Raw genomic sequence first — 26270 nt, forward strand, 5'->3', positions numbered from 1 at the left:
CTGCAACCGATTGCCGTCCGCAGCAAGGCCGGCGTCCGGAGGAATCTCCTGTGTGCGGCATCGTCGCGATCCACCGCCCGAACACGTCCGTGATCTTGACCGACGACCTCGCCCGGGGAAGGCGGATGGTCGAGCGGGTCGGCCACCGCGGACCCGACGGGCAGGGTCAGCGGATCGTCGGCCCCACCTTCCTCGGCCACACCCGGCTGGCGATCGTCGATCTGGCCGAGGGGCAGCAGCCGCTGCCGGCTCCCGGCGACCGGTGGCTGGTGGCCAACGGTGAGATCTACAACCATCAGGCCATTCGCGCCGATCACCCGGACTACCCGTTCCGGACCCGGTCCGACAGCGAGGCGATCGCGGCGCTGATCGGGCGCGACGGCGTGCCGGCGATCGCCCGGCTCTGGGGGATGTTCGCCTTCGTCTACGCCGGACCGGACGGCAGCGTGGTCGCTGCCCGCGACGAGCTCGGCATCAAGCCGCTCTACTGGGCCGACGTCGACGGCGCGGTGCTGTTCGCCTCGGAGTTGCGCGCCTTCGATCCGGAGCTCCGGCCCGAGGTGCGGGAGTTCCCGCCCGGCCACGCCTGGACCGCCGCGGGCGGGCTGGTGCGGATCCGGCCGCAGGTCGGCGCGCCGGCGGTGCCGGCCGACCGGGCCGAGGCCCGGCGACTGATCCGGGAACGCCTGATCACCGCGGTCCGCCGCCGGCTGATGGCCGACATCCCGGTCGGCGTCTTCCTGTCCGGCGGGCTGGACTCCAGCCTCGTTGCCGCGATCATGGCCCGGCACGCCGATCCGGCGCACGGCCCGGTCCGGTCCTTCGCCGCGGGGACCGTCGACAGCAGCGATCTCGCCGCCGCCCGTCGGGTCGCCGAACACCTCGGGCTCGACCACACCGAACGGATCTACACCGCCGACGAGGCTCTCGCTGTGCTGCCCGAGGTGGTCGCCAGCATCGAGTCGTACGAGCCGTCACTGGTCCGCAGCGCGATCCCGAACTACCTGCTGGCGCAGACCACGGCGCGGTCGGTCAAGGTCGTGCTGACCGGCGAGGGCGCGGACGAGCTGTTCGCCGGCTACGACCACCTGCGCGAACTCGACCTTGATCAACTCCAGGCCGAGCTGGAACGCAGCGTCCGCGGCCTGCACAACCTCAACCTGCAGCGCTGCGACCGGGTGACCATGGCCTTCGGGCTCGAGGCCAGGGTGCCGTTCCTGGATCTCGACCTGGTGGCGCTGGCCGAGTCGATCCCGATCGGCTGGCGGCTGCCCGGCCGGCTCGGCCAGGAGAAGGCCCTGCTCCGCGAGGCGTTCGCCGGCTGGCTGCCCGACGATCTGTTGTGGCGGGTGAAGGAACAGTTCGGCGACGGCAGCGGGATGGCCGCCCTGATCCGCGACCACGGCCACGCCTTGGATCTGCCCGCGAATTGGCGGGCGCACCGGGTGTCCGACCTGGAGGCACCGCGGAGCCGCGAGGAGTTGGCGTACCAGCGCCTGTTCGCCGACCGCCTGGACGGCATCAGCGAGGACGTCCTCGGCCGCTTCGCCACCGCCTGAGCCGACTTGTCAGAACTGAGTTGTGCCCTGACACAACTCAGTTCTGACAAGTCGGTTCTAGTGGGATTTGCGGCGGAGCTTTCGGGTGGAGGCGCCGGGGACCAGGGTGGTCGGCAGGGTGTGTTTGCTGATCGCGCCGGGGTCGGCGATCTGGGTCAGCGCCTGCTCGACCGCTCGCCGGCCGAGGGCGTCCTGATCCTGCCGGATGTGGGTGAACCGGAACGCGGCGGCGTCGAAGAACAGATCGGGGTGGTCGAAGCAGACCACGGAGCGGTGCCGCGGGATCTCCAGCTCGAGCCGGTGGCAGGCCTCGCGCAGCAACAGCGCGATGTTGAACTCGGAGACTACGAAGCCGGTCAGCTCCCGCCGGTCGGCGACGAAGGCGGTCAGCGCGTCGAGGTCGGCCTCGACCGGGGTGAGGGAGTTCGGCCGGGTGGACTCGACGCCCCGGAACTCGTTCCGCTCATCATGATCGACACTGGCCGTCGCGTTGGCCAGCAGGAAGCCGCGTCGGCGCTCGTCCAGGGTGGAGACCGGGCCGGCACTGGTGATCAGGCCGATCCGCCGGTGACCCAGGCCGATCAGGTGCTCGGTCGCCTCCCGGGCGCCGGCGACGTTGTCGGAGGCGATGGTGGAGACCGGCACGCCGTCCAGCAGCCGGTCGATGATCACCAGCGGATAGGACTGGGTGATCAACTCCAGCACCACCGGCGGTACGTATTCGGACGAACTCGGCTCGAGGATGATCGCCTTCGCGCCCGCGTCGACCAAGGCCCGGATCAGCCGGTCCTCGGCGCTCGGGTCGCCCAGACTGCGGTTGATCACCAGCCGGGCGCTGGCCTGGGCCTCGTCGATCGCTCCGGCGATGATCTTGGTCCCGAAGGTGTCGTCGAAGTTGGTCACCACGCAGCCGATCAGTGGCCGGGCCCCGGCGGGGTCCTGTTCGTCCTGCCCATTGGTCTGCACGTCGCTGATCACGAAGGTGCCGAGCCGGGGCCGGCGGACGATGAAGCCGTCGGTGCGCAGCAGGTCGAGCGCGCGCTTGATCGTGATCGAGCTGACCCGGTGGGAGTCGATCAGCTCGGCCTCGGACGGCAGCCGGTCGCCGATGCCGATCCGGTGCTGCTCGATGTCGGCCCGGAGCTTGTCGTAGACCTGCCGGTAGAGCGCGCTCACCCTGTGACTAGTACTTCTCGCCGCGCTTCAGCCGGGGCGGCGGGATCCGGAACCGGCGGATCTGGATGCAGCGGTTCATGCCGTACATCAGCAGGCCCCGGGTCGGCGTCCGCGGCATCCGGTCGGCCAGCACCTTCTTGAAGCCGCGCCACATCAGGAACACGTCGATCACCGCGACCAGCAGGAACAGATACATCAGCACCGTGGTGATGTAGGTGACGAACGGAAAGACGGAGTTCAGGAAGGTCAGCGCCAAGATCACCACCAGCGCCGGCAGCACGAACTCGCCGATGTTGAAGCGGGAGTCGATGTAGTCCCGAAGCAGTTGCTTCTCCGGCGCCGCCTCGCGCTCGTTCATCACCCGGACCCGGTCGGCCCGGGCCTTGCGGTTGGCCTCCTTGCGGGCTTCCTTGGAGTTCAGGTTCTTGCCGACCCGTTGCCGGCGCAGCGCCTCGGCCTCTTTCCGGGTCGGCGTCGGCCGATCCTTCCGGGCCGGTCCGACGGTCGGTGCGGACGGGGTCGGCTCCGGCTCCGGAGCGGCTTCGGTACGGCGGCGGAACAGTGCCACGGGTCCCTCTCGGCTTGTCGTTCTACTTCTCGGTACGCGACTCGTCGGGGTCGGCTGCGTCCAACGGTGTAGGGCGTACGCCTTGCTCGAACCACGATTCTCTCAGGGTTGCAACCCAAATGCCCAAACCTCTTCGGCCGTGCCCGCTGGGCTCGTTACCATTGCGGGCATAGGGTTGACTTCAGTCAATCCCCAGCCGGGCCCGCACATCCGCCATCGGAAGGACCAGCTCTCGTCATGAGTGGCATCTTTCAGCGCATCTCGCTGATCTTTCGCGCCAAGACCGACAAGGCCTTGGACAAGCTGGAAGATCCGCGCCAGACCTTGGACTACTCCTACCAGCGCCAGCTGGAGCTCTTACAGAAGGTGCGTCGAGGCGTTGCTGATGTCGCGACCAGCCGGAAACGGGTGGAGCTGCAGGCGAACGGGCTGAGCACCCAGGCCGACAAGCTGACCCAGCAGGCGCAGAAGGCCCTCGAGGTCGGTCGCGAAGACCTGGCTCGCGAGGCGCTGACCCGGCGGTCGGGGATCCAGGGCCAGATGGCGGACCTGCAGACCCAGCACGCGCAGTTGCAGGGTGAAGAGGAGAAGCTGACCCGGGCCAGCCAGCGGCTGCAGGCCAAGGTCGACTCCTTCCGCACCCGCAAGGAGACGATCAAGGCGACCTACTCGGCGGCCGAGGCGCAGACCCGGATCAACGAGGCCTTCTCCGGCATCAGCGAGGAGATGGGCGACGTCGGCATGGCGATCCAGCGGGCCGAGGACAAGACGGCGGAGATGCAGGCCCGCGCCGGCGCGATCGACGAGTTGCTCGCCTCCGGTGCCCTGGACGACCCGACCGGCACGGCGAAGGACGACATCACCCTCGAGTTGGAGCAGCTCGCCTCGACCTCCGATGTGGAGAGCGAGCTGGCGCAGATGAAGGCGTCGATCGGTGGCGGCAGCGCGCCGCAGGCGATCGAGGGCACCCCGGCCGCCGCACCGCAGGCCACGCCGCCTGCGGCACCGGCCCAGCCGGCGACCCCGCAGCAGCCGAACCAGGGCGATCTCCGATGATCGTCCGGATCCTCAGCGAGGGGCAGTGGAACCTGCCGGACGAGGCGCTGACCGAGCTGAACGCCCTGGACGACGCGGTCGAGCAGGCCGTCGCGGCCAACGACGCCGACCGACTGGCGGCCGCGCTGCATGAGCTGTTGGAGAAGGTCCGCTCCGGCTCGGAGCTGCCGCCCGAGGAGCTGCACGACTCCGACCTCATCCTGCCGTCGTCCGACGCGACGCTGGAGGAAGTCCGAGAGCTGCTCAGCGACGCCGAGGAAGGCCTGATCCCCGGCTGATCGATCAGCTTCACCCACTTTGCTGGCGCTTCCCACGGGTTACAACTCGTGGGAAGCGCCAGTTTTCACGTTAACGTGAAAAACCGACGGCTAGAATTCCGAAAGGAAGATGTTGGCTAAATAGGAGCGTGGGTACGTGGGGAGCTTCCGGGTGGCGGTCGTCGGGGCCGGGCCGGCGGGGATCTATGCGGCGGCGGCGCTGGCCGGGGCGGGACCGCGGGTGTCGGTCGACCTCTTCGATCGACTGCCGACGCCGTACGGACTGGTCCGGTACGGCACCGCGCCGGACCACCCGCGGATCAAGGAGGTCGTGGTCGCGCTCCGCCAGGCGCTGGCCGCGCCGGGGATCCGGTTCTTCGGCAACGTCGATTACGGAGCCGACCTCAAGCTGGCCGAGCTGCGGGAGCTGTATCACGCGGTGATCTTCGCGACCGGCGCGACCGGGGACCGGCGATTGGAGGTCCCGGGGATCGACCTGCCCGGCAGCTACGGCGCCGCCGACTTCGTCTCCTGGTACAACGGCCATCCCGACGCACCGCGGACCTGGCCGCTGGACGCGGCCGAGCTTGCGGTGATCGGCGCCGGCAACGTCGCGCTCGACGTCGCCCGGATGCTGGCGAAGCCGGCCGCGGAGCAGTTGATCACCGAGATCCCGGACAACGTCGAGCGCTGCCTGGCGGCGAACCGGGCTCGCGACGTGCACCTGTTCGCCCGCCGCGGTCCGGCCGAGGCGAAGTTCACTCCGCTGGAGCTGCGTGAGCTCGCCGAGTCGCCGAACGTGGACGTGATCGTCGATCCGGACGGGGCCGAGCTGACCGCGGCCGACGAGTTGTTGATCAAGAAGAGTCGACAGCGACGCACGGTGACCCGGATCCTGCGGGACTGGGTCGGCCGGCCGGCGACCGGCGCGCCGCGGCGCCTGCACCTGCACTTCCGGGCCGCCCCGGTCGCCGTCCTCGGTGGCGATCGGGTGATCGGTCTGCGCACCGAACGAACGGAATCGGATTCGACCGGAATGATCTTCGGAACCGGCGAATTCACCGACCGGCCGGTGCAGGCGGTGTATCGCGCGATCGGCTATCGATCGACCCCGATTGCCGGTCTCCCCTTCGATCAACGCGGCGGTGTGATCCCGAATCTGGCCGGCCGGGTCGTTGATCTCGGCGGTGAGATCATTCCCGGCATTCATGTCACCGGCTGGGTCAAACGCGGGCCGGTCGGGCTGATCGGCCACACCAAATCCGACGCCGCGGAAACCATCGCCGGGGTGCTGGCCGAACTCGATCAGTTACCCCGATCATCGGTGATTGAAACCGCTGAGATCGGGGAACTGCTCCGGAGCAAACACGTCGACTTCACGACCCTGCGGGAATGGGACCGTCTCGACGCGCATGAGCTTGCGCTGGGCCGGGCAGCCGAACGGCAGCGGATCAAGATCGTCGACCGGGCGGACATGATCGCCGCCGGCCGGGACTCTTGACAGAATTCGCGGATACCGGCAGGGTCAGAAATGATCTGATCACAGTTATTCGAGTTCGATCATTGTCGGCCGCCTCGGGGAGTGGTTCATCTCCGAGTGGCGCCACCACCTTCGATGAGCCAGTCCGGGGGCTGTTCGAAGGGAGAAATCGATGGGTGAGGTATTAGTCCGGGCATTGTCCGACGGCTTGTCTGCTGTCGTCACCTTTGTCCCCAAACTGCTGGGCTTTCTGATCATCCTTCTGATCGGTTGGCTGATCGCCAAGGGTCTGTCCAAACTGGTCGAGATCCTGCTGGCCAAGATCGGCTTCGGAAATCTGCTGGAACGGGCCGGGCTGAAGAAATTCGTGGCCCAGGTCAATATCGACGTCAGTGGCCTGATCGTCAAGATCGTCTACTACTTCGTCCTGTTGATCGCGTTGCAGTTCGCCTTCAGCGCGTTCGGCCCGAATCCGGTCGAGCAGTTGCTCAGCACGATCATCACGTTCCTGCCGCGAGTCATCGTCGCGATCATCCTCGTCGTGATCGCGGCCGCGGTCGCCAAGGTGTTGAAGGATCTGCTGCTGTCGGTGCTGGCCGGGCGGTCCTTCGCCCGGCTGTTGTCCAATCTGGTGTACGGCCTGGTGATCGCCCTCGGCGTGATCGCCGCGGTGAACCAGCTGGGGGTCGCGACCACGGTGACCACGCCGGTGTTGGTCACCGTCCTCGGCACCATCGGCGGCGTGATCATCGTCGGCGTCGGCGGTGGTCTGATCCGGCCGATGCAGCAGCGTTGGGAGGGTTGGCTGGAGTCGCTGGCCGAGCAGGTCAGCACCGACGCACCGGCCCCGGCCCACGCCGCGTCGGCGCAGCCGGCCCACGCCGCGCCGGAGCAGGATCCGTACGCCGTGCCGGGCGACCTGCCGCCGGCCCGGCCCGCAGACCAGGGTGGGGATCCTGGCCTGGGCGGTCCGCCCCCGCAGCAGTAGCGGAGGCGCCCAACCAGGCGACACAGCCCGTCGCCGGACCGGTCAACGGTTCGGCGACGGGCTGTCGTTCGTCCGCGAGCGTGACCGATCCGTGGCCCGGGTCCGCCGAATTTCGGACAGCGACCGGAACTCCGCCGAGTCGTCGAACGTGATGACCCTAGGAGGGGTTAGGGGGAGCTGGATGCAGCATGACTACTGGGAACCGGACGATCCACTCGTCGATCGGCAGCCGCCGGACGAGGAGGAGTTCGGGCTCGACACGACCGAACAGGTCGACGAGGGCTGGACCGACGCCGAACCGGGTGCCGACGCCGGCGACTGGCTGGCCGACGTCGAACCGGATGCAACCGACTCGGGCGACGGCTTCACGGCCGCTGTCGACCCGACCGAGACGCCGATCCCGGCCGCGGCACCGATCCCGACCGAGGTCGACGAGCCGCCGGTGGTTCCCGCCCGGTCCAAGGCGGTGCTGATTGCCGCCTCGGCCTTGGGAGCGGCCGCGATCCTGATCGCGGTGCTACGCCGCCGCGGCTGAGCGCGCCGCCGCAGAGCCTCATCGAGTGGACACCGATCCGGTGCGACAGCGTCGTACGCCCCGGGGAGGTGTCCACTCGATGTCGTTCCGGCCCGAGGTCGTACCGTCCCGGAGGAGTGGGCGTCAGTCGCGGGCCGTGTCTCCCGGCAGGTCGAGCATCCGCTGCAGGCCCAGCTTGGCATCCCGTTCGGTGTCCGGATCCACCTGGATCTGATTCAGCACCCGGCCCTCGACCAGGTTCTCCAGCGACTGCACCAGGTGCGGCAGATCGATCCGGTTCATCGTGGCGCAGTAGCAGACGTTGCGCTCCAGGAACGTGATCTCCTGCTCCGGGTGCTCCTGGGCCAGCCGCTGCACCAGGTTGAGCTCGGTGCCGATGGCCCACTTGCTACCCGGCTCCGCCTCTCGGACCGTGGCGATGATGAACTCGGTCGACCCGATCAGGTCGGCCTTCAACACCACCTCGTGCTGGCACTCCGGGTGCACCAGGACCTTGACCCCCGGCACCCGGACGCGGACCTCGTCGACGGCGTCCGCGGTGAACCGGCCGTGCACCGAGCAATGCCCCTTCCACAAGATCATCTTCGCGTCCCGGAGCTGCTCGGTGGTCAGACCACCGTTCGGCTGCCGCGGGTCGTACACCACACAGTCGCCGAGCTCGAGCCCCAACTGCAGCACGGCGGTGTTGCGGCCCAGGTGCTGGTCGGGCAGGAAGAGCACCTTCTCACCCCGCTCATACGCCCACTCCAACACTCGCTTCGCGTTCGACGAGGTGCAGACCACCCCGCCGTTGCGGCCGCAGAACGCCTTGATGTCGGCCGAAGAATTCATGTACGTGACCGGCACGGTGACCTCGGCCACGCCGGCGTCGGCCAGCGCATCCCAGCAGTCCTCGACCTGGGCCAGCCGGGCCATGTCGGCCATCGAGCAGCCGGCCGCCAGGTCGGGCAGGATCACCCGCTGCTCTGGGCCGGTCAGGATGTCCGCCGACTCGGCCATGAAGTGCACGCCGCAGAACACGATGTATTCCGCCTCCGGCCGCGCCGCCGCATCCTTGGCCAGCTTGAACGAGTCGCCCGTCACGTCGGCGAACTGGATCACCTCGTCCCGCTGATAATGGTGGCCGAGGATGAACACCCGCTCCCCAAGCGCCTCCTTGGCCCGCCGCGCCCGCTCGACCAGCTGCGGATCGGAAGCCGGGGGCAGTTCACCGGGGCACTCGACGCCCCGTTCCGTGTCTGGATCGGTGCCGCTGCCCAGCACGAACAGGGGGAGCGGGCTGCTGATCGCCATTCGAACAGGATAACTCTGGTGTTCTGTCCTGGTTTACTCGCTGGTCTCTTGAGTGGGTGGCATGACGCGGGGACTGCTGGGGGTCTGTGCGCGGGCAACCATCCGCCCGCGGGCAGTCGAGGTGCCGCTGCCGCGGTTCTCGCGTCCGCGTGCTCCCGCCAGGCCCGTCCACGCCCGCGCACAGACCCCCAGCAGTCCCCGCTCCCCTTGGGATCGCTGGCGGGTTTTGGCCGTCTCAGCCGAGCGCCGGTCTGATCTTGCCGACTGCCAAACCGAGCGTATGGCTGGTAGCGAGGGAGTTCGTTTCTGGCTTGTCGAAGCAGTTCGATGCCTCTCCGCCGAGCCGATCACGAGCGCTTGTTCGTTCCCTGAGCCTGTCGAAGGGCAAGCCCGATGCATTGATCCGTCAGAGACCCCACTCTGGTCTCCCCTTCGACAAGCTCAGGGAACGAACTCCCTCGTGACCACTCCTACCGCTCCGGTTTGGCAGTCGGCAAGACCAGGTCAGCGCTCGGCTGAGGCGGTAAAAACCCCTGTGCGCACAAAGGAAGCGGTGGGGTCTGGGGGATAGGTGCGCGGGCGTGGACGGGCCTGGCGGGAGCCCGCGAACGCAGAACCGCGGCAGCGGCACCCATGACTTGCTCGCGGGCGGATGGTTGCCCGCGCACCTATCCCCCAGACCCCACCGCGGGATTTACCCCCAAAGGAAGGAAGGATGACCAGCATGCGCGTGCTAGTGATCACGGATTCCATCGGCTCCATGACTTCAGCAGAAGCCGGCGCCACGCTGGCCCAAGGATGGCCGGGCGCGCACGTCACCCCAGCAGGTGCGTCGGGAAGAGGATTCGGCCAGGCCTATGCCGATCAGCTCGGCGCCGAGTTGATCACGGGCATGGCGGCCGAGCTTCCGGCGTGGACGGCAAGCTCCGGCGGCACGGTCGCGGCCGGGTTGGTCGTGGATTCGGGCCATGATCATGATCATGGCTCGATTCCGTACGAGCAGAGTAGTTCGGCGCTGGGCGAGGTGGTGGCGGCGGCGCTCCGGGACGGGGACAAGCCGGAGCGGCTGGTGATCGATCTCGCGGCGGCCGAGTTGAGCCACGACGGTGGGGCCGGGCTGCTCGGGGCCCTGGAGGCGAGCGCGGACGTGGCGCTGGACGGAGGAGTGGCCGGGCTGGACGGGATCGGCCGGATCGACCTCGAGCAGGTCCGGGAGCTGCTCGGAGCGGCGGAGCTGATCGGGGTGGTCCCGGCGGGGCAGGCGGAGCGGCCGTTGCTCGGGCTGCGCGGGCTCACGTCGCTGCGGCGGGGCAGCACGGTGGACCCGGAGCGACTGCTGCGGACGGACGCGACGCTGGAACGGCTGGCCCGGCTGCTCGGCGTCGAGGACCGGCCGGGCGCCGGGGCGTGCGGCGGAGCGGCACTGGCGATCCTCGCCCTGGGCGGGCGGCTGACCACCGGACCAGAGCTGGCGCTGGAAGGCGGAGCGCACGATCGGTTGGAGCTGGTGGTCAGCGGCTGCGACGTGTTCGACTTCCACGATCGCGGCGGCGAGGTGGTGGCTGCGGCGGCCCGGCTGGCCGAGCGGTCGCTGTGCCCGGCGATCGTGGTCGGCGGCGAGGTGCTGATCGGCGGCCGGGAGATGCGGACGATCGGCATCGAATCGGCCTATCCGGTCCGCGCTTCCGCCGCCGACGCCCCGGTCACGGCCGGGATCGACGCCGAAGAGTTGTCCGCCGTGGTCCGTCGGGTCGCCCGGTCCTGGAGCTGGTGACTACACTCGGGATTCGGGAATACTCTCCCGCGGCCGGAGGTTGGCCGGGTGGAGTAGGTAGTTCGTCAACAATGTTTGGAGCCACACATGTCGACCGATCAGGTGACCGACGCCCCTGTCTCCGACGGGGTGGTGCTGTCCGAGGAAGCTGCGAGCAAGGTCAAGGCACTGCTCGAGGGTGAGGGTCGCGACGACCTGTCGCTGCGGATCGCGGTCCAACCGGGTGGTTGCTCCGGTCTGCGGTACCAGCTTTTCTTCGACGAGCGTCAGCTGGACGGCGACGTGGTGAAGAGCTACGACGGCGTCAGCGTCGTCACCGACCGGATGAGCGCGCCGTACCTGACGGGCGCCACGATCGACTTCGTCGACACGATCGAGAAGCAGGGCTTCACCATCGACAACCCGAACGCCACCGGGTCCTGCGCCTGTGGTGACAGCTTCCACTGATCCGATCCAAATCGACATCGCCGCCCGCGCAATCGGGCGGCGATGCTGCGTCTGCGGGATGTGAATCATGAATGCGTACGATCGGCTCGACCGAGCCCTGGCCAAGACGGCGGAGGCCGTACGAGGTCGGACCCGGACCGGCCGGACCCACGACGACGCCGACGACGTGGTGGGCACGCTGGCCACCGACGGCGCCATCGACTTCGACCCGCGACCGCTGCTGCGGGCACTGCATCGCGCCGGCGCCCCGGTGGTGGTGATCGGCCAGGTGGCCGGGATCCTGCACGGGTCGGCCGAACTCACCGGCGACCTGGACCTGCTGTGGGACGGCGATCCGCGCCACACGCCCGCGCTGGCGGCCGGCTTCGCCGCTATCGGCGCCGAGCTGACCGACGACGACGGTCGCCCGCTGCCCTGCGGACCGGAATCGTTCCTGCTGCCGAAGGTGCAGTTCGTGGCGCCGACGGTCAGTGGCGACGCCTGTACGCCGGCGCTGCCCTGGGGCGAGCTCGAGGTCCGGGACTACCTGCAGCGCAGCCAGCGACTGCAGACGCCGGAGGGTTGGTCGATCGGCTATCTGCGGGCCAGTGATCTGATCACGATGCGGCTGGCGGCGGGCCGGCCGAAGGACCTCCGCCGCGCCGACGAACTGATCGCGCTCGGCCGGGAGCGGCTCGCCGGCTCGATCTGAGCGGGCTCAAACCTTCCGGACGACGAACCGTGGCGGATCGGTGCTGATCAACTCGTGCCCGCGCATCCGGCACCAGGCGGCCAGGTCGGGCTCGGCGGCGGGGTCGTCGGCCAAGATCACGATCTCCGCGCCCGACTCCAGGGCGGTGATCCGGCGGGCCAGCTCGATGATCGGCCGCGGGCACTTCATCCCCAGGCAGTCCAGTTCGTCCATGATCAACAACTCGCATCGATCATGGTGCGTCCAACCGGGCCCGGATGCCGGCGACGATCGGCGGCAGGGCGGTGATCAACCGATCGACGTCCGCCTCGGTGCTGGCGCGGGTCAGGCCGATCCGCAGGTTGCCGTGGGTGAGAGCGCCCATCGCCGCGAGCACGTGCGACGGCGTCTCCGCCGAGGCGCTGCAGGCGGAGCCGCTGGCCACGGCGAGGCCGGCCCGGTCCAGCTCGAGGGTGAGGGTCTCGCCGTCCACGTACAGCACCGAGAAGGTGAGCAGGTGCGGCACCCGTCGCTCGGGGTCGCCGGCCACATCCACGTCGGTGATCAAGGTCGCGACCTCAGCCCTCAGTCGGTTGATCAACTCGTGCTGCCGGACGCCGAGCTCCGGCTGGTCGAGCCAGGTCCGTAGCGCCACCGTGGCGGCGACGATCGCCGGCACATCCGGCGGGCCGGGCCAGCGGCCGTCCTGATAGTCGTCGACCGGATAGGGCGTCCGCCAGCGGGTGCCGCGCCGGATGATCATGAAGCCGACCGAGGCGGGGCCGCCGAACGCGGCGGCCGAGCCGATCAGGATGCTCCACGGGCCGGCGTCGCGAAGCTCGATCCGGCCCAGCGCCGCCGTCGCGTCCAGCACCAGCGGCACGCCGGCGGCCCGGCAGGCCTCCGCGGCCTCGGCGTACGGCTGCAGCGTGCCGACCTCGTGATTGGCCACCTGGAGCACCGCCGCCGCGACCTCGGGCCGGCTCACCGTCGCGGTCCAGTCGGCCAGGTCGATCCGGCCGACCGGGTCGACGGCGACCCGGATCGGCTCGCCGGCCGCGGCGGTCGCCGCCAGCACGGCGGAGTGCTCGATCGCCGACGTGATCATGGTCCGGCCGATCCGCCGCCGGCCGAGGGCCAGCCCGTCGATGGCGGCCGCCGCGGTCTGCGGTCCGGAGCCGGTGAACACGACCTCGTCGGGCCGGGCGCCGACGGCCGCGGCGACCAGCGCCCGGGCCTGGTCCAGGGCCTGCGCGGCGAGCCGGCCGGGGCGGTGCAACCGGAGCGGATCGCCCCAGCCGGAGTCCTGCGCGGCCAGCCAGGCCGCCCGGGCTTCCGGCAGCAGCGGTTCGGCGGTGGAGCCGTCGAGGAAGACGGTCGGATTCGGTCCCGTCACGACGGCAAACCTACCCGCGCCGAAGGTGTCCCGGACCACCCGCGCCCCGGCGCTGAAGCCGGGGCGATCTGCGTTAGGGTGAGCACCGAGATTTGGTCCGGCGTGATGGCCTGCCCACCGTCGTCCGGATCTCGCCCAGCGAGGCGATTTGGCCGAAGAACGAAAGGCGCGATGTGCGTGGCACTGGCAACAGGTCCGTCCCGGTAGGGAGTCCCGGGACGGTCGCTCGGAGCACGCGCCGGTTTCCGGGGCGACGGGTGCTGCTGGCGCTCGGCGCGATCGGTGCCGGGGTGGCGCTGACCGGCTGCGACAGCGTCGAGGACCTGGCCCGGCTCGGCTACCCGGAGATGGCGAGTGATCGCGCCCCGGTGATGCACGACCTGTGGATCGGGACCTGGATCGCGGCCGCGGTGGTCGGCATCGGCGTCTGGGGCCTGATCGGGTTCGCGGTGATCAGGTATCGCCGGCGCAACGCCGACGCTCCGCCGCAGAAGCGCTACAACCTGCCGATGGAGATCTTCTACTCGCTGGCCCCGTTCGTGATCATCGGTGTGCTGTTCTACTACACGGTGATCGCCCAGGACCACGTGCTGAGCAAGGTCGAGGAGCCGGATCACGTCGTCGACGTGGTCGGTCAGAAGTGGTCCTGGACCTTCAACTACCGCGAAGCGGACAATCCCGATGTCGGTAACGACGTCTGGGAGGCCGGCACGGTCAACCATTCGCCCGACCTCTATCTGCCGGTGGGCGAGTCGGTCCGGTTCAAGCTCAACTCCCCGGACGTCATCCACTCGTTCTGGATCCCGGCCTTCGCGTTCAAGATGGACATCCTGCCGGGCCGGACCAACACGTTCGACGTCACTCCCACCCGGGAGGGCGTCTACTCCGGCAAGTGCGCCGAGCTCTGCGGCACCTACCACGCGGCGATGATCTTCAACGTGCACGTGGTCAGTGAGGCCGAGTACAACGAATACCTGAAGGGTCTCGCCGAACGCGGCAACATCGGCGAGGCCATGGGCGCCGAGGCGGCCAACAAGAACGGTCCGGCCATTCCGGAAGCAGGAGGGGCACGATGACGACGGCGGAGCGGACCGTCACGCCCGAGGTCACCCCGGCCAGGCGCCGGATGGGCACGATCTCGTGGTCCTGGCTGTCCACGACCGATCACAAGGTGATCGGCAATCTCTACTTCATCACCTCGATGGTCTTCTTCGGCTTCGCCGGCCTGATGGCCCTGGCGATCCGGGCCGAGCTGGCCTTCCCGGGCCTGCAGTACGTCTCGCACGAGACGTTCAACCAGTTCTTCACCATGCACGGCACGATCATGCTGCTGCTGTTCGCGACGCCGCTGTTCGCCGGCTTCGCCAACGCGATCATGCCGCTGCAGATCGGCTCGCCGGACGTCGCGTTCCCGCGGCTGAACATGCTGTCGTACTGGCTGTATCTGTTCGGTGGGCTGATCACCGTCTCCGGCTTCCTGACCCCGGGCGGCGCCGCCAGCTTCGGCTGGTTCGCGTACGCCCCGCTGAGCGACGCGATCAACTCGCCCGGCGTCGGCGGCGACCTGTGGATCATGGGCCTCTACCTGGCCGGCCTCGGCACCATCCTCGGCGCGGTGAACTTCATCACCACGATCCTGTGCATGCGAGCACCGGGGATGACCATGTTCCGGCTGCCGATCTTCTGCTGGAACATCCTGGTCACCTCGATCCTGGTGCTGATCGCGTTCCCGATCCTGGCCGCCGCTCTGCTGATGCTGGAGGCCGACCGGTCCCTCGGGGCGCTGGTCTTCGACTCCTCGACCGGCGGGCCGTTGCTCTGGCAGCACCTGTTCTGGTTCTTCGGCCATCCCGAGGTCTACATCATCGCGTTGCCGTTCTTCGGCATCATCACCGAGATCCTGCCGGTGTTCAGTCGTAAACCCGTGTTCGGCTACATCGGCCTGGTCGCGGCGACACTCGGTATCGCGGCGCTCTCGGTGGCGGTCTGGGCGCACCACATGTTCGTCACCGGAGCGGTGAACCTGCCGTTCTTCTCCTTCATGACGTTCCTGATCGCGGTCCCGACCGGGGTGAAGTTCTTCAACTGGATCGGCACGATGTGGGGCGGCAGCGTCTCGTTGGACACGCCGATGCTGTGGTCGATCGGGTTCCTCACCACGTTCCTCTTCGGTGGCCTGACCGGCATCATCCTGGCCAGCCCGCCGCTGGACTTCCAGCTCTCCGACTCCTACTTCGTGGTCGCGCACTTCCACTACGTGGTGTTCGGCACGGTGGTGTTCGCGATGTTCGCCGGCTTCTACTACTGGTGGCCGAAGTTCACCGGGCGGATGCTGGACGAGACGCTGGGCAAGATCCACTTCTGGCTGCTGTTCATCGGCTTCCACACGACGTTCCTGGTGCAGCACTGGCTGGGCGCGGAGGGCATGCCGCGACGGATCGCCGACTACTTGCCGGAGGAGGGCTTCACCGTCCTCAACCAGGTCTCGTCGGCCGGCGCGTTCCTCCTCGGCGCCTCGATCCTGCCGTTCCTCTACAACGTCTGGAAGTCGCGCCGGGCGCCGCTGGTCGGCGTCGACGATCCGTGGGGCTGGGGCCGCTCGCTGGAGTGGGCGACGTCCTGCCCGCCGCCGCGGCACAACTTCACCTCGTTGCCGCGGATCCGGTCCGAATCGCCGGCGTTCGACCTGCACCATCCCGAGCTCGCGCTGGAGGAGTATCAGGACAGCTCGGTCGACGAGGAGGGCCTGATCCGGTCCGGCGTGGACTCGAGCGATGACGCGGGACGACAGGAAATGCTGGAAGAGCGGGTCGACAGGGAGGAGCGGTCGTGAAGGCCGAGGCGTGGATCTTCGGATTCTTGGCGATCTTCCTGGTGATCGTCACCCCGATCTACTACCTGATGAGCGGTGACCCGACCGGCACCGCGGCGCTCACCCTGTGCTTCTTCCTGACGCTGATGATCACCGGCTACCTGGCCCTGATCGCCCGCCGGATGGATCAGCGGCCGGAGGACAAGAAGGACGGCGAGATCGCCGAGGGTGCGGGCGAGCTGGGCTTCTTCCCGCCGTCGAGCATCTGGCCGCTGTACGTCGCGCTCACCCTGGTGCTGATCGCGCTCGGCCCGGTGTTCGGCTGGTGGCTGATGATCCTCGGATTCGGTGCCGGGATCGTCACCTGCACCGGCCTGGTGTACGAGTTCTACCGCGGTGATCACGCGCACTGAGCTTGCTCGACCGAACCGTCCGGACCCCTCGGGATCCGGACGGTTCGTCGTTTCAGGCGGGCTGCGGCGCCGGTTGGACGCTGCGTTCGTGCAGGGCCAGGGCGATCAGCGGCAGCAGGATGCCGAGGCCGAAGGTGATCAGCTGCGCCACAGCTTCGGCCCCCGAGTAGCCCTCCAGGTGGCTCGCGTGGAAGACGAAGTGCGGCACCGTGAAGAGCAGATTCGCCAGCACCGCCAGCCGGACCAGGAACGGTCGCAGGGTCAGCGCGGCGACGAAGATCAACAGCACCCAACCCAGGGTCGCGGCACCGACGTCGCGCATCAGGTGTTCGTTGTACGGCGGCAGTCCGCTGACCCAGGGTCCGTCGTCGAAGAACCAGCGCGGCGCGAACAGCTGGGCCAGCGCCCCGAGCCCCTGACCCACGCCCAAGATCAACAACACGGTCCGGGTCGCGATTCTCATCGGCCGCCTCCATAGCGGGTCGAGCGGGGATCGGCGACCGCCGCCAGGTGATCGACGAACGTCGGTCCGTCGGTTGGATGATCAGGAGCCAGGTGCTCGCCGCGCCGGAAGGCGGCGACCGCCGCACCGGGCAGTCGCAGCGGCAGGATGGGACGCCGGCGGCCCGTCCGGGTCAGGTAGGCGCGGGCCAGGTCGGTCAGCGCGTGGGTCTCGGGGCCGCCGAGGTCGGCGACCCGGCCCTCCGGCGGGCTGCCGGCGAGCTCGACCAACCGGGCCGCCACGGCGCCGGCGTCGATCGGTTGGAACCGCAGGTCGGGCACCGGCATCACCGGTGCTCGGGCGGCCAGGGCCAGGATCGTCCGCAGCAGCTCGTGGAACTGGGTGGTCCGCAGGATCGTGTACGGCACTCCGGAGCCGGCGATCGCCCGCTCGATCTCGACCTTGCCCCGGTAGTACCCGAACGGGATCCGGTCGATCCCGACGATCGAGATCGACACCAGGTGGCCGACCGCGGTCGCCTGCGCCGCGGCGAGCAGGGTGCGCGCCGCCGCGACGTCCTCGCCCGGTCGGTGCCGGCCCGCGCAGTGCACGACCGTGCCCGCCCCGGCCAGCGCGTCCCGCAGCCCATCGCCGGACATCAGGTCCGCCGTCGCCCAGCCGTACGGTTCATGGTCGGCGGCCGGGCGTGGCCGGCGGCTGACCAGCCGGACCTCCCGCCCGGCCGACACCAGCCGGCGCACCACCTGCCGGCCCAACTCGCCGGTGCCACCGGTCACCACCACCGGTTCTGTCATGGATCTCCTCTCGGTCACCAGGAGAGAACCGGACGGCCGGAGCGTTTGTGACAGCCGCGACGACCGGAATCCAGCAACGGTTCGGTGAATCTGCCCTCAGCGGGCCCGATCCGCGAACCAGTGCTGGATTCCGGTCACTGCCCGAGCAGCTCCAGGCCCCGCAGCTGACGCTCGAGGAAGCGCAGCTTGGTCGGGTTCGCGACGATGTGGAAGCTCTCGATCACGCCGTCGGCGGCGTCGATCAGCAGCGCCGCGACAACGGCCCCGTCGGCGACCGCGACCAGCCCCGGCTGTCCGTTGAGCTCGAGGATCCGCAACTCGAAGTCGCCGGCGTAGCGGTGCAGCCCGCGGCCGAGATACGCCGCCACCTGGCTCCGACCCACCACCGGGCGCCGGGCCGCGGTGACGACACCGCCGCCATCGGCCCGCGACACCACGTCCTCGGCCAGCAACTGCTCCAGTCGGGCCAGGTCACCCTGCTGGGCAGCCCGCAGGAACGACTCGAACAGCTGCCGGTGCTGGGCCGGATCGACGGCGAACCGGCGCTCGCCGTCGATCCGCTGCCGGGCCCGCCGGAAGTGCTGCCGGGAGCCCTCCTCGGTCAGACCCAGCAACTCGGCCAGCTCCCGGTGCCCGTAACCGAAGGCGGTTCGCAGCACATAGACGGCGCGCTCCACCGGCGCCAGCCGCTCCAGCAGCACCAAACTGGCGTAGTCGACCGCCTGCTGCTGCTCGACGTCGGCGGCCGGATCGGCCGACTCGGAGAGCATCGGCTCCGGCAGCCAGGGCCCCGGATACTCGCGCCGGGCGGCGGCCGAGCCGAGCCGGTTCAGGCAGAGGTTGGTGACCACCCGGTCCAACCAGGCCGTCGGGTGGGTGATCGCCGCGTGCACCGCGCCGGCCCAGCGCAGATAGGCGTCCTGGACCGCGTCCTCGGCGTCCTGTGCCTGCCCGAGCATCCGGTACGCGAGGCCGAACAGCCGCCCACGATGCCGCTCGAAGGTCGTCGTCGGATCCACAGTCGACTCCACCCGCTCGACGCTACTCGTCCCCGCCGTCCCACCCGCTCAGGGATCCGCCTCCGCCGTGCCGCCCCCCCCCCCCCTCGCCGTGCGCCCCGTACTCCCGCCGTGCTCCTGCTGCAACGGGAGCACGGCGGGAACAGGGGGAGCATGGGCGCGATCATCCGGCGGGTGGGACGGGGTGGGCGGGTTGATTCGGGGCTGGCATGCGCATATATTCCGTGTGGAATATTTGGTACGGAATAACGGGGGAGCGCGTGGGTAGGCAGCAGTTGACGCCGCTGGCGGTGATGCTGCTGGCCCTGGTGGCCGAGCGGGAGATGCATCCGTACGAGATGCTGCAGACGATGACCGAGCGCGGCGAAGACCGCCTGGTCAAGGTCCGGCCCGGCTCGCTCTACCACGCCGTCGAACGGCTGGCGGCGGCCGAACTGATCCGCGCCACCGGGGTCGAGCGGGCCGGCAACCGGCCGGAGCGGACCAGCTATGCGCTGACCGAGGCCGGGGCCCGGCTGTTGCAGGCCCGGGTGGCCGAGATGCTGCGCGCGCCGGTCAACGAGTACCCCCAATTCCTGGTCGCCCTGGACGAGGCGCACAACCTGCCGCGGGAGCAGGTGATCGACTACCTCGGCGAATACGCTGCCGCTCTCGCCGCCGACCTGGCCACGATCGACGCGGCGCTGGGGCGCGCCGGGACGCAGGCAGTGCCGGAGGCCTACTGGTTGTCCTGGCGCTACCTCCAGCACACCAAGCAGGCCGAGCTGGGCTGGATCAGCCGCCTCATCGAACGCATCAAGAGCAAGGAACTGGAATGGCCGAAATTTCCGATACACGACCTGCGCCGGCAGCCGACCGCGGAGTGAAGACCGGCGACGGGGGTAGCCCCTGGCCCGCCCTGTGGGCCCTCGTCCTCGGCTTCTTCATGATCTTGGTCGACTCGACCATCGTGTCGGTGGCGACGCCGGCGATCATGGGCCACTTCGGCGCCGACGTGAATCTGGTGGTCTGGGTGACCAGCGCCTACCTGCTGGCGTACGCGGTGCCGTTGTTGATCACCGGCCGGCTGGGCGACCGGGTCGGGCCGAAGAACCTCTATCAGGCCGGTCTGGTCGTCTTCACCCTGGCCTCGTTGTGGTGCGGGCTGACCGGGACCATCGAGCAGTTGATCATCGCCCGGGTGCTGCAGGGACTCGGCGCCTCGATGATGACGCCGCAGACGATGGCGGTGATCACCCGGATCTTCCCGGCCGATCAGCGCGGCCGGGCGATGAGCCTGTGGGGCGCGGTGGCCGGGATCGCCACCCTGGTCGGCCCGATCGCCGGCGGGCTGCTGATCGACGGCCCCGGCTGGCAGTGGATCTTCTTCGTCAACGTCCCGGTCGGCGTCCTCGGCTTCGTGCTGGCCGGCCGGCTGGTGCCGAAGCTGCCGACGCACCGGCACCGGTTCGACTGGATCGGCGTCGTGCTCAGCGCGATCGGCATGTTCTGCCTGGTGTTCGGCATCCAGGAAGGGCAAACGTACGACTGGGGCATGATCATCGGCCCGATCTCGGTCTGGCTGCTGATCGGGGCCGGAGTGGTGGTGCTGGTCGGCTTCGTCGTCTGGCAGGCCGTCAACCGCGGCGAGCCGCTGGTCCCGCTCAGCCTGTTCGGCGACCGGAACTTCTCGCTGGCCAACCTCGGCATCGGGGCGGTCGGCTTCGCGGTCACCGCGATGGGCTTCCCGCTGATGCTGTTCACCCAGGTCGTGCTCGGCTTCACCCCGACCCAGTCGGCGCTGCTGATGGTGCCGATGGCGGTGATGTCGATCGTGCTGGCCCGCTTCGTCGGCCGGCTGACCGACCGGATGCATCCGCGCTACCTCGCCGGTTTCGGCACTCTCACGGTGGCCGTGTCGCTGATCTGGATGAGCCGGGTGATGATCCCGGGCGTTCCCGTCTGGCAGCTGCTGCTGCCGATCACGCTGCTCGGTCTCGGCAGCTCGTTCATGTGGTCGCCGCTCGGCACCTCGGCGACCCGGAACCTGCCGATGGAGCGGGCCGGCGCGGGGGCGGGGGTCTACAACACCACCCGACAGGTCGGCTCCGTGCTCGGCGCGGCCGGCATCGCGGCCCTGATGCAGAGCCGGCTCGCCACGCACCTGCCGCAGGCGGCCGACGGTCACTCGGCGACGATGGGGATCGGCACCGGCCGGCTGCCGGAGGCGCTGCAGCCCGGCTTCGCCACCGCGATGGCCGACTCGCTGCTGCTGCCGGCCGCGGTGATCCTGATCGCCTTCGTGGCCGCCCTGTTCTTCGCCACGCCCCGGCACCTGCAGCAGAGATAACGAATCGGAACCTCCGCGAATCCGCATGCAACCGGGCCCCGAGGTCGGGCGTAGACCCGGTGAATGCAGGAACTTCAGCCTAGGAGGAGCAATGCGGGTTTCAGCAGCGATTCGTCGGGGGGCCGCACTCGCGGCAGCGGCAGGAATCGCGATCGTCGGTCTGGCGGCCACGGCCGGCACGGCCGAGGCGGCGACCGTCTACAAGGGGAAGGTCACCGCCAACGGTGGGATCACGGTCCGGCCCGCGCCGTCCGTGCACACCGGCAGCAAGGGCACGATCGCCAAGGGGAAGACGATCTCGATCGACTGCAAGGTGCCGGGCACCAAGATCAACGGCAACACGCTCTGGTACGCGCTCAGCGGCAACAAGGGCTGGGTGTCGGCGCGCTACGTCTCCAACATCGGCGCGGCGCCGAAGTACTGCCCGGCGTTCGACACCGAACGCGGCGACGGCCGCACGACCGAGGTCGTCAACCGGCGCCAGGGCCCGCACTTCAACGACGCCAAGGTCGGCACGCTGGCCAAGGGCAAGGCGGTCTCCGTCGTCTGCTACGTGAAGTCGAGCGCCGGCGTCGGCAAGAACTTCCAGTGGTACCAACTGACCGACAAGAGCTGGGTCACCGCCGCGTACGTCAAGCGGCTGTCGACTCCGGGGACCAACTGGGTGCCGTGCGCCGAGTGAGCCGGTAGCCCGGTCCAAGGGGGATGAAAGGCCGTCGCGTCCATCGGGCGCGGCGGCCTTCCACGTTGTCAGCACTGATGCCGGCTCCGGCCATCCTCAGCTCCGACAAGGCGGCTCACCAGGAGGCGTGCAGGGGCCGGCCCTCGTCGTAGCCGGAGCTGGACTGGACGCCGACCGTGGCCAGGCGGTGGAACTCCTCCAGGTTGCCGGCGCCGGCGTAGGTGCAGGAGCTGCGGACACCGGCGACGATCGAGTCGATCAGGTCCTCCACGCTCGGCCGCTCCGGGTCGAGATACATCCGGGAGGAGGAGATGCCCTCCTCGAACAGTCCGGCCCGGGCCCGCTCGAAGCCGCTCTGGCTCCGGGTCCGCAGCTTGACCGCGCGGGCCGAGGCCATCCCGTACGACTCCTTGTACTGCCGGCCCTGCGCGTCGGTGAGCAGGTTGCCCGTGCTCTCGTACGTGCCGGCGAACCAGGAGCCGATCATCACGCTGCCGGCCCCGGCGGCCAGGGCGAGCGCGACGTCACGCGGATAACGGACGCCGCCGTCGGCCCAGATCGTCTTGCCGGCCTGCCGGGCGGCCTCGGCGCACTCCAGCACCGCGCTGAACTGCGGCCGGCCGACGCCGGTCATCATCCGGGTGGTGCACATCGCGCCCGGCCCGACCCCGACCTTGATCACGTCGGCGCCGGAAGCGATCAGGTCGGTGACGCCGTCGGCCGAGACCACGTTGCCGGCGACCAGCGGGATCCGCCGCCCGCCCTGCTCGGCCAGCCGGTCCCGCACCTCACGGACGGCCTTGAGTGACGTGATCATCTTCTCCTGGTGGCCGTGCGCGGTGTCGATCACCAGCACGTCCGCCCCGGCGGCGAGCAGCGCCTCGGCCCGGCCGGCCACGTCGCCGTTGATCCCGACCGCGGCGCCGATGATCAACTTCCCGTCGGCGTCGATCGCCGGCCGATAGAGCGTGGACCGGATCGCGTGCCGGCGAGTCATCACGCCGAGCAGTCGATCTTGGTCGACGATCAGCGCCACGTGCAGATGCCGGGCGGAGAGCAGGTCGAAGATGTCCTCCGGCGAGGTGTCGGGGGAGACGATCGCCAGCTCGTCCGACATCACCTCGTGCACCTGCGCGAACCGGTCGACCCCGCCCGCGTCCTCCTCGCTCACGGTGCCGATCGGCCGGCCGTCCTCGACCACCACGACGACACCGTGCGCCCGCTTGGTCAGCAGCGACATCGCCTCGCCGACGGTCGTGTGCGCGGTCACCGAGATCGGCGTGTCGAACACCGGGTGGGACCGCTTCACCTTGCCGATCGCCTCGCCGACCACATCCGGCGGGATGTCCTGCGGGATGATCGCGATCCCGCCGCGGCGGGCGACCGTCTCGGCCATCCGCCGGCCGGAGATCGCGGTCATGTTGGCGACCACCAGCGGCAGGGTGGTGCCGACGCCGTCCGGGCTGGTCAGGTCCACATCCAGCCGGGACGTCACGGCCGACCGGTTCGGCACCATGAACACGTCGGAATAGGTGAGGTCATGCGGCGGGGGAGTCTTCAGGAAGCGCACGAGGGCCATTGTCTCCCGGCGGCCACCATTCGGCACAGTCAGGCCGCCGGGCAGGACACTCAGTCGCGAACGACGCGGTAGTCGATTCCGATGACGTCGTTGGGGTAGTGGTCGACTCCGTCGACCCGGAGGTCGGGCAACCGGGCGACCTTGTCGAACCAGCAGGCGCCGGGCGAGTGGACCGGATAGACCAGCAGCCGATACCGGTCGATCAGCCCCAACCGGACGAAGTCCTGGACCAGGGCGGCTCCACCGGCCAGATGCAGGTCGCGGCCGGGCTGTTCCTTCAGTTCGGTGACGAAGCGGACCAGGTCGTCGTCGGTCGCCGCGACCACCCGTTCGCTGTTGTTCCAGGCCAGGGCGCCGGACGCCGGCTGCCGGGTGAAGACGTACTTGCGGTAGGCGTTCATCTTCTCGGCCATCCGTCGGTTGATCTTCGCGTTCGAGTCGACGAAGCCGGTGTCGGCCTCGAGCGCGCCGGGCCAGTACTCGAACATCTCGGCGTAGGTCGTCGTACCGATCAAGATGGAGTCGAAGCCGTCGTAACGGCGGTCGATCTCGGCGTACTGATCATCGTCGATCCCCGACACCCAGGCCTCGGGGTCGTCGAGCCGGCCGTTGATCGTCGTCTGCATCGCCATCACCACGTCGCGCATCGGGAATCTCCTCTGGTGGGTCGGTTTGGATACGTCCAAGCTCACCGCGAGCGGACGGCGAAGGGAAGTTCCGATCCGGCATCGCCGTCGTGCCGGATCGGCATCACGCGCGGTCGGCAGCACGTGCCGGGCCGAGCGGGAGATACTGAACGGATGGTGCAGGAAGGTGCTCGGATCGTGCCGTTGCCGGGCTCCGACGCGATCGAGTTGCGCCACCTGCGGTCCTTCGTCGCGGTGGCGGAGGAGCTGAACTTCCGGCGGGCCGCGGAGCGCGTGTTCATCACCCAGCCCGCGCTCAGCCGGCAGATCAGCGCCCTCGAGCGGATGGTCGGCACGAAACTGCTGCGCCGCAACACCCACCGGGTCGAGCTGACCCCGGCGGGTGAGGCGATGCTGGTCCGGGCCCTGAGCCTGCTCCGCGAGGTGGACGACGCCGTCCGGGCCGTCCAGTCGGTCGGCGGCGAGATCACCGAGCGGATCGTCCGGTTGTGGCAGCCGGTCGGGCGGCACGGCGGCGCCGACGGCGATCTGCGGCAGCAACGGGCGGCCTACGAAGCGCTGCACGCCCAGATCGAGGTGCCCGCCGGGATCCGGATCCGGCCGATCACCGCGGGCGGGGTGCCGGCCCTGATCGTGGCGACAGATCCCGACCAGCCGCCCCGGGTTCTCTATCTGCACGGCGGAGGCTTCGTCCTCGGCTCGGCGTACGGCTACCGACCGCTTGCGGGAGCGCTGGCGGAGGCGTCCGGCGCCGGCGTCCTGGTGATCGACTACCGACTGGCGCCCGAGCACCCGTACCCGGCGGCGCTGGACGACGCCCGGTCGGCGTACCGGTGGCTGCTCGACCAGGCGCCGGCCGACGAGCCGGTGCTGATCGCGGGCGACTCCACCGGGGGTGGGCTGGCGCTCGCGCTGCTGTTGCGGCTGCGAGCCGAGGGGGTCCGCCTTCCCGCCGGCGCGGCGCTGCTCTGCCCGACGGTCGACTTCACGCTCCCCGACGCCGAGGACCCGGGCCGGCAGTTGCCACTCGAGGTCAGGCGCTGGTTCGCCGAGGCCTATCTCGCCGGGCACTCGGCCACGGACCCGCTGGTCAGTCCCGTGTCGGGCGACTGGACCGGGTTGCCGCCGCTGCTGATCCAGGCCGCGACCGGTGACGTGCTGCGGCCCGATGCGGTGGCCGTCCGCGACCGGGCCGGGGAACACGGCGTGCCCGCGACCCTCGAGCTCTATCCCGTCGACGCCCACGGTTTTCAGCTCTTCTGGTCGTTCCTGCCCGAGGCGGCCGAGGCCGTTGCGGCGGTGGGCCGATTCCTGGCGGCGCCGGCGGGTGAGACGGGTGCGGCGGGGTCGCCGGCTGACCGGTGATCACGTACGCGGTCCCGGGTACCTGCAAAGGATTTTCTGTTGATCTTGTTCTTGGCGGCATCGCCGGATAATCTCTTGCAGAGAGGTGTTGACCTGTCGAGGGAGGGCCGGTCATGGCGGGCGAACCGCTGCAATCGATCAAGGCCCTGCTGCCGGAGCTGACCGGCGCCACCCGCCGGGTCGCCGACCTGATCCTGACCGACCCGGAACGCGCCGGCCGGAGCTCGATCACCAGCCTGGCCGCGGCGGCCGACACGTCGCCGGCGACGCTGACCCGGCTCGCCGGGACCCTCGGCCATGACGGTTTCCCGGCGTTGCGCGCGGCGATCGCGACCGAGCACGGCCGCGACCTGCAGGCCGGCTGGGAACGCGACATCGGCACCGCGATCACACCGGCGGACCCGGCCGACCGGGTGCTCGACGTGCTGGCCGGCACCCACGCCCAGGCCCTCCGCTCGGCCGTCGCGGCGATCGACCTGGCGGCCGCCGAACGACTGGCGGACGCGATCACCGGCGCCGGCCGGATCTCGATCTTCGGCGAGTGGGGCGACGCGATCCCGGCCGAGGAACTGCAACTCCGGCTGCTCCGGATCGGCCGCCCGGCCTGGTTCCACCGCGGTCGCCGGGAAGCCGCCGTCGCCGGCCGACTGCTCGGGCCGCGGGACGTGGCACTGGTGATCAGTAGGTCCGGTCGGCATCCCGACGCGGCGGAGTTCCTCCGGCTGGCCGGCGCCGCCGGGGCGATCACCGCGGTGATCACCGGGATGACCGATTCGCCGCTGGCCCGGGCGTCGGACCTGGTGATCGACACCGGGATCAAGGACGGACCGAACTGGACCGACTACTTCGCCGGTCGCGCCACCGACGCGCTGGCCGCCGGGTTGATCTTCGTGCTGGTGGCGCAACGCACGCCCGATTCGCTCGGCATCCCGATCCAGGGCGACGAGACGGAATGATCTTGATCCGAG

Annotated in this window: 27 protein-coding genes; 17 read left to right on the plus strand and 10 right to left on the minus strand. The window is 69.6% G+C overall.

Annotation, left to right across the window (positions count from 1 at the left end):
* The first annotated feature begins 50 nt into the window (after positions 1-50).
* Entirely contained in the window at positions 51-1559 is a 1509-nt protein-coding gene (gene asnB, locus FNH24_RS07405; protein ID WP_217428081.1) for an asparagine synthase (glutamine-hydrolyzing), read from the plus strand.
* A gap of 57 nt (positions 1560-1616) precedes the next feature.
* Here the strand turns inward: asnB and FNH24_RS07410 are convergent, their stop codons facing one another.
* Together FNH24_RS07410 and FNH24_RS07415 are read right to left on the minus strand one after the other, a co-directional pair.
* Positions 1617-2735 carry a GntR family transcriptional regulator gene (locus FNH24_RS07410; RefSeq protein ID WP_152361511.1) on the minus strand — a complete coding sequence of 373 codons (1119 nt, stop codon included), beginning with the start codon at positions 2733-2735 and terminating at the stop codon, positions 1617-1619.
* Positions 2736-2742: 7 nt separating this feature from the next.
* On the minus strand, positions 2743-3303 hold the full coding sequence (locus FNH24_RS07415; protein ID WP_152361512.1) for a DUF3043 domain-containing protein: 561 nt from the start codon (positions 3301-3303) through the stop codon (positions 2743-2745).
* A gap of 237 nt (positions 3304-3540) precedes the next feature.
* Here FNH24_RS07415 and FNH24_RS07420 point away from each other — a divergent pair, with 237 nt between their 5' ends.
* The 5 genes from FNH24_RS07420 to FNH24_RS07440 all read left to right on the plus strand — a co-directional run bounded on the left by FNH24_RS07420 (position 3541) and on the right by FNH24_RS07440 (position 7619).
* Positions 3541-4359, plus strand: coding sequence for a PspA/IM30 family protein (locus FNH24_RS07420; protein WP_152361513.1), 819 nt, complete (start codon positions 3541-3543; stop codon positions 4357-4359).
* On the plus strand, positions 4356-4637 hold the full coding sequence (gene pspAA / locus FNH24_RS07425; protein WP_152361514.1) for a PspA-associated protein PspAA: 282 nt from the start codon (positions 4356-4358) through the stop codon (positions 4635-4637). The genes FNH24_RS07420 and pspAA overlap by 4 nt, the downstream gene beginning before the upstream one ends.
* A gap of 136 nt (positions 4638-4773) precedes the next feature.
* Positions 4774-6117 carry an FAD-dependent oxidoreductase gene (locus tag FNH24_RS07430; RefSeq protein ID WP_152361515.1) on the plus strand — a complete coding sequence of 448 codons (1344 nt, stop codon included), beginning with the start codon at positions 4774-4776 and terminating at the stop codon, positions 6115-6117.
* A 151-nt stretch (positions 6118-6268) separates the two neighbouring features.
* Positions 6269-7084 (plus strand): mechanosensitive ion channel family protein, encoded by an 816-nt coding sequence (locus FNH24_RS07435; protein WP_152361516.1) that lies wholly within the window; start codon positions 6269-6271, stop codon positions 7082-7084.
* 181 nt (positions 7085-7265) lie between these two features.
* Positions 7266-7619 (plus strand): hypothetical protein, encoded by a 354-nt coding sequence (locus FNH24_RS07440; protein WP_152361517.1) that lies wholly within the window; start codon positions 7266-7268, stop codon positions 7617-7619.
* Positions 7620-7742: 123 nt separating this feature from the next.
* On the opposite strand, the gene nadA is transcribed toward FNH24_RS07440, so the two are convergent.
* Positions 7743-8912, minus strand: a complete 1170-nt coding sequence (nadA, locus tag FNH24_RS07445; protein ID WP_152361518.1) for a quinolinate synthase NadA — start codon at positions 8910-8912, stop codon at positions 7743-7745.
* 724 nt (positions 8913-9636) lie between these two features.
* Here nadA and FNH24_RS07450 point away from each other — a divergent pair.
* From FNH24_RS07450 to FNH24_RS07460, 3 genes are all read left to right on the plus strand, one after another.
* A complete protein-coding gene (locus FNH24_RS07450) occupies positions 9637-10686 on the plus strand; it encodes a glycerate kinase (RefSeq protein ID WP_281351017.1) in 1050 nt (349 codons plus the stop codon).
* A gap of 87 nt (positions 10687-10773) precedes the next feature.
* Positions 10774-11133 carry a HesB/IscA family protein gene (locus FNH24_RS07455; RefSeq protein WP_152361520.1) on the plus strand — a complete coding sequence of 120 codons (360 nt, stop codon included), beginning with the start codon at positions 10774-10776 and terminating at the stop codon, positions 11131-11133.
* Between the two features lie 67 nt (positions 11134-11200).
* Positions 11201-11824 (plus strand): hypothetical protein, encoded by a 624-nt coding sequence (locus FNH24_RS07460; protein ID WP_152361521.1) that lies wholly within the window; start codon positions 11201-11203, stop codon positions 11822-11824.
* A gap of 6 nt (positions 11825-11830) precedes the next feature.
* Here FNH24_RS07460 and FNH24_RS07465 read toward each other — a convergent pair whose 3' ends face one another.
* Together FNH24_RS07465 and FNH24_RS07470 are read right to left on the minus strand one after the other, a co-directional pair.
* Positions 11831-12037 (minus strand): sulfurtransferase TusA family protein, encoded by a 207-nt coding sequence (locus FNH24_RS07465; RefSeq protein WP_152361522.1) that lies wholly within the window; start codon positions 12035-12037, stop codon positions 11831-11833.
* Between the two features lie 19 nt (positions 12038-12056).
* Positions 12057-13199, minus strand: coding sequence for a cysteine desulfurase family protein (locus FNH24_RS07470; RefSeq protein WP_152361523.1), 1143 nt, complete (start codon positions 13197-13199; stop codon positions 12057-12059).
* Positions 13200-13456: 257 nt separating this feature from the next.
* On the opposite strand from FNH24_RS07470, the gene ctaC reads away from it, so the two are divergent.
* From ctaC to FNH24_RS07485, 3 genes are read left to right on the plus strand one after another with little or no spacing between them, the layout of a single operon-like run.
* Positions 13457-14275, plus strand: a complete 819-nt coding sequence (gene ctaC / locus FNH24_RS07475; protein WP_484502516.1) for an aa3-type cytochrome oxidase subunit II — start codon at positions 13457-13459, stop codon at positions 14273-14275.
* Positions 14272-16032 carry an aa3-type cytochrome oxidase subunit I gene (ctaD, locus tag FNH24_RS07480; RefSeq protein ID WP_152361524.1) on the plus strand — a complete coding sequence of 587 codons (1761 nt, stop codon included), beginning with the start codon at positions 14272-14274 and terminating at the stop codon, positions 16030-16032. The genes ctaC and ctaD overlap by 4 nt, the downstream gene beginning before the upstream one ends.
* On the plus strand, positions 16029-16424 hold the full coding sequence (locus FNH24_RS07485) for a cytochrome c oxidase subunit 4 (RefSeq protein WP_152361525.1): 396 nt from the start codon (positions 16029-16031) through the stop codon (positions 16422-16424). Before ctaD ends, FNH24_RS07485 begins: the two co-directional genes overlap by 4 nt.
* A gap of 52 nt (positions 16425-16476) precedes the next feature.
* On the opposite strand, the gene FNH24_RS07490 is transcribed toward FNH24_RS07485, so the two are convergent.
* The 3 genes from FNH24_RS07490 to FNH24_RS07500 form a co-directional block, all read right to left on the minus strand.
* On the minus strand, positions 16477-16887 hold the full coding sequence (locus FNH24_RS07490) for a hypothetical protein (RefSeq protein WP_175047867.1): 411 nt from the start codon (positions 16885-16887) through the stop codon (positions 16477-16479).
* Entirely contained in the window at positions 16884-17681 is a 798-nt protein-coding gene (locus tag FNH24_RS07495; protein ID WP_152361526.1) for an SDR family oxidoreductase, read from the minus strand. The genes FNH24_RS07490 and FNH24_RS07495 overlap by 4 nt, the downstream gene beginning before the upstream one ends.
* Positions 17682-17815: 134 nt before the next feature.
* Complete coding sequence (locus FNH24_RS07500; RefSeq protein WP_246186786.1) at positions 17816-18712, minus strand: sigma-70 family RNA polymerase sigma factor; 897 nt, start codon at positions 18710-18712, stop codon at positions 17816-17818.
* 248 nt (positions 18713-18960) lie between these two features.
* Between FNH24_RS07500 and FNH24_RS07505 the strand changes: the two genes are divergently transcribed.
* The 3 genes from FNH24_RS07505 (at position 18961) to FNH24_RS07515 (ending at position 21711) form a co-directional block, all read left to right on the plus strand.
* The gene (locus tag FNH24_RS07505) at positions 18961-19566 is read left to right on the plus strand and encodes a PadR family transcriptional regulator (RefSeq protein WP_217428082.1); all 606 of its coding nucleotides are present in this window, start codon (positions 18961-18963) and stop codon (positions 19564-19566) included.
* On the plus strand, positions 19563-21029 hold the full coding sequence (locus FNH24_RS07510) for an MFS transporter (protein WP_343031715.1): 1467 nt from the start codon (positions 19563-19565) through the stop codon (positions 21027-21029). The genes FNH24_RS07505 and FNH24_RS07510 overlap by 4 nt, the downstream gene beginning before the upstream one ends.
* A gap of 91 nt (positions 21030-21120) precedes the next feature.
* Positions 21121-21711, plus strand: coding sequence for an SH3 domain-containing protein (locus tag FNH24_RS07515; protein ID WP_152361529.1), 591 nt, complete (start codon positions 21121-21123; stop codon positions 21709-21711).
* 115 nt (positions 21712-21826) lie between these two features.
* Here FNH24_RS07515 and FNH24_RS07520 read toward each other — a convergent pair whose 3' ends face one another.
* Together FNH24_RS07520 and FNH24_RS07525 are read right to left on the minus strand one after the other, a co-directional pair.
* Positions 21827-23290 carry a GuaB1 family IMP dehydrogenase-related protein gene (locus FNH24_RS07520; protein WP_152361530.1) on the minus strand — a complete coding sequence of 488 codons (1464 nt, stop codon included), beginning with the start codon at positions 23288-23290 and terminating at the stop codon, positions 21827-21829.
* A 50-nt stretch (positions 23291-23340) separates the two neighbouring features.
* Positions 23341-23937, minus strand: a complete 597-nt coding sequence (locus FNH24_RS07525; RefSeq protein ID WP_152361531.1) for a dihydrofolate reductase family protein — start codon at positions 23935-23937, stop codon at positions 23341-23343.
* A 153-nt stretch (positions 23938-24090) separates the two neighbouring features.
* Here FNH24_RS07525 and FNH24_RS07530 point away from each other — a divergent pair, with 153 nt between their 5' ends.
* Together FNH24_RS07530 and FNH24_RS07535 are read left to right on the plus strand one after the other, a co-directional pair.
* Positions 24091-25302: an alpha/beta hydrolase fold domain-containing protein gene (locus tag FNH24_RS07530; RefSeq protein ID WP_217428083.1), complete on the plus strand. Its 1212-nt coding sequence runs from the start codon at positions 24091-24093 to the stop codon at positions 25300-25302.
* 113 nt (positions 25303-25415) lie between these two features.
* Entirely contained in the window at positions 25416-26258 is an 843-nt protein-coding gene (locus tag FNH24_RS07535; RefSeq protein WP_152361532.1) for a MurR/RpiR family transcriptional regulator, read from the plus strand.
* Positions 26259-26270: the final 12 nt, after the last annotated feature.

It is taken from the genome of Microlunatus speluncae, assembly GCF_009299835.1.
GTDB lineage: Bacteria > Actinomycetota > Actinomycetes > Propionibacteriales > Propionibacteriaceae > Microlunatus > Microlunatus speluncae.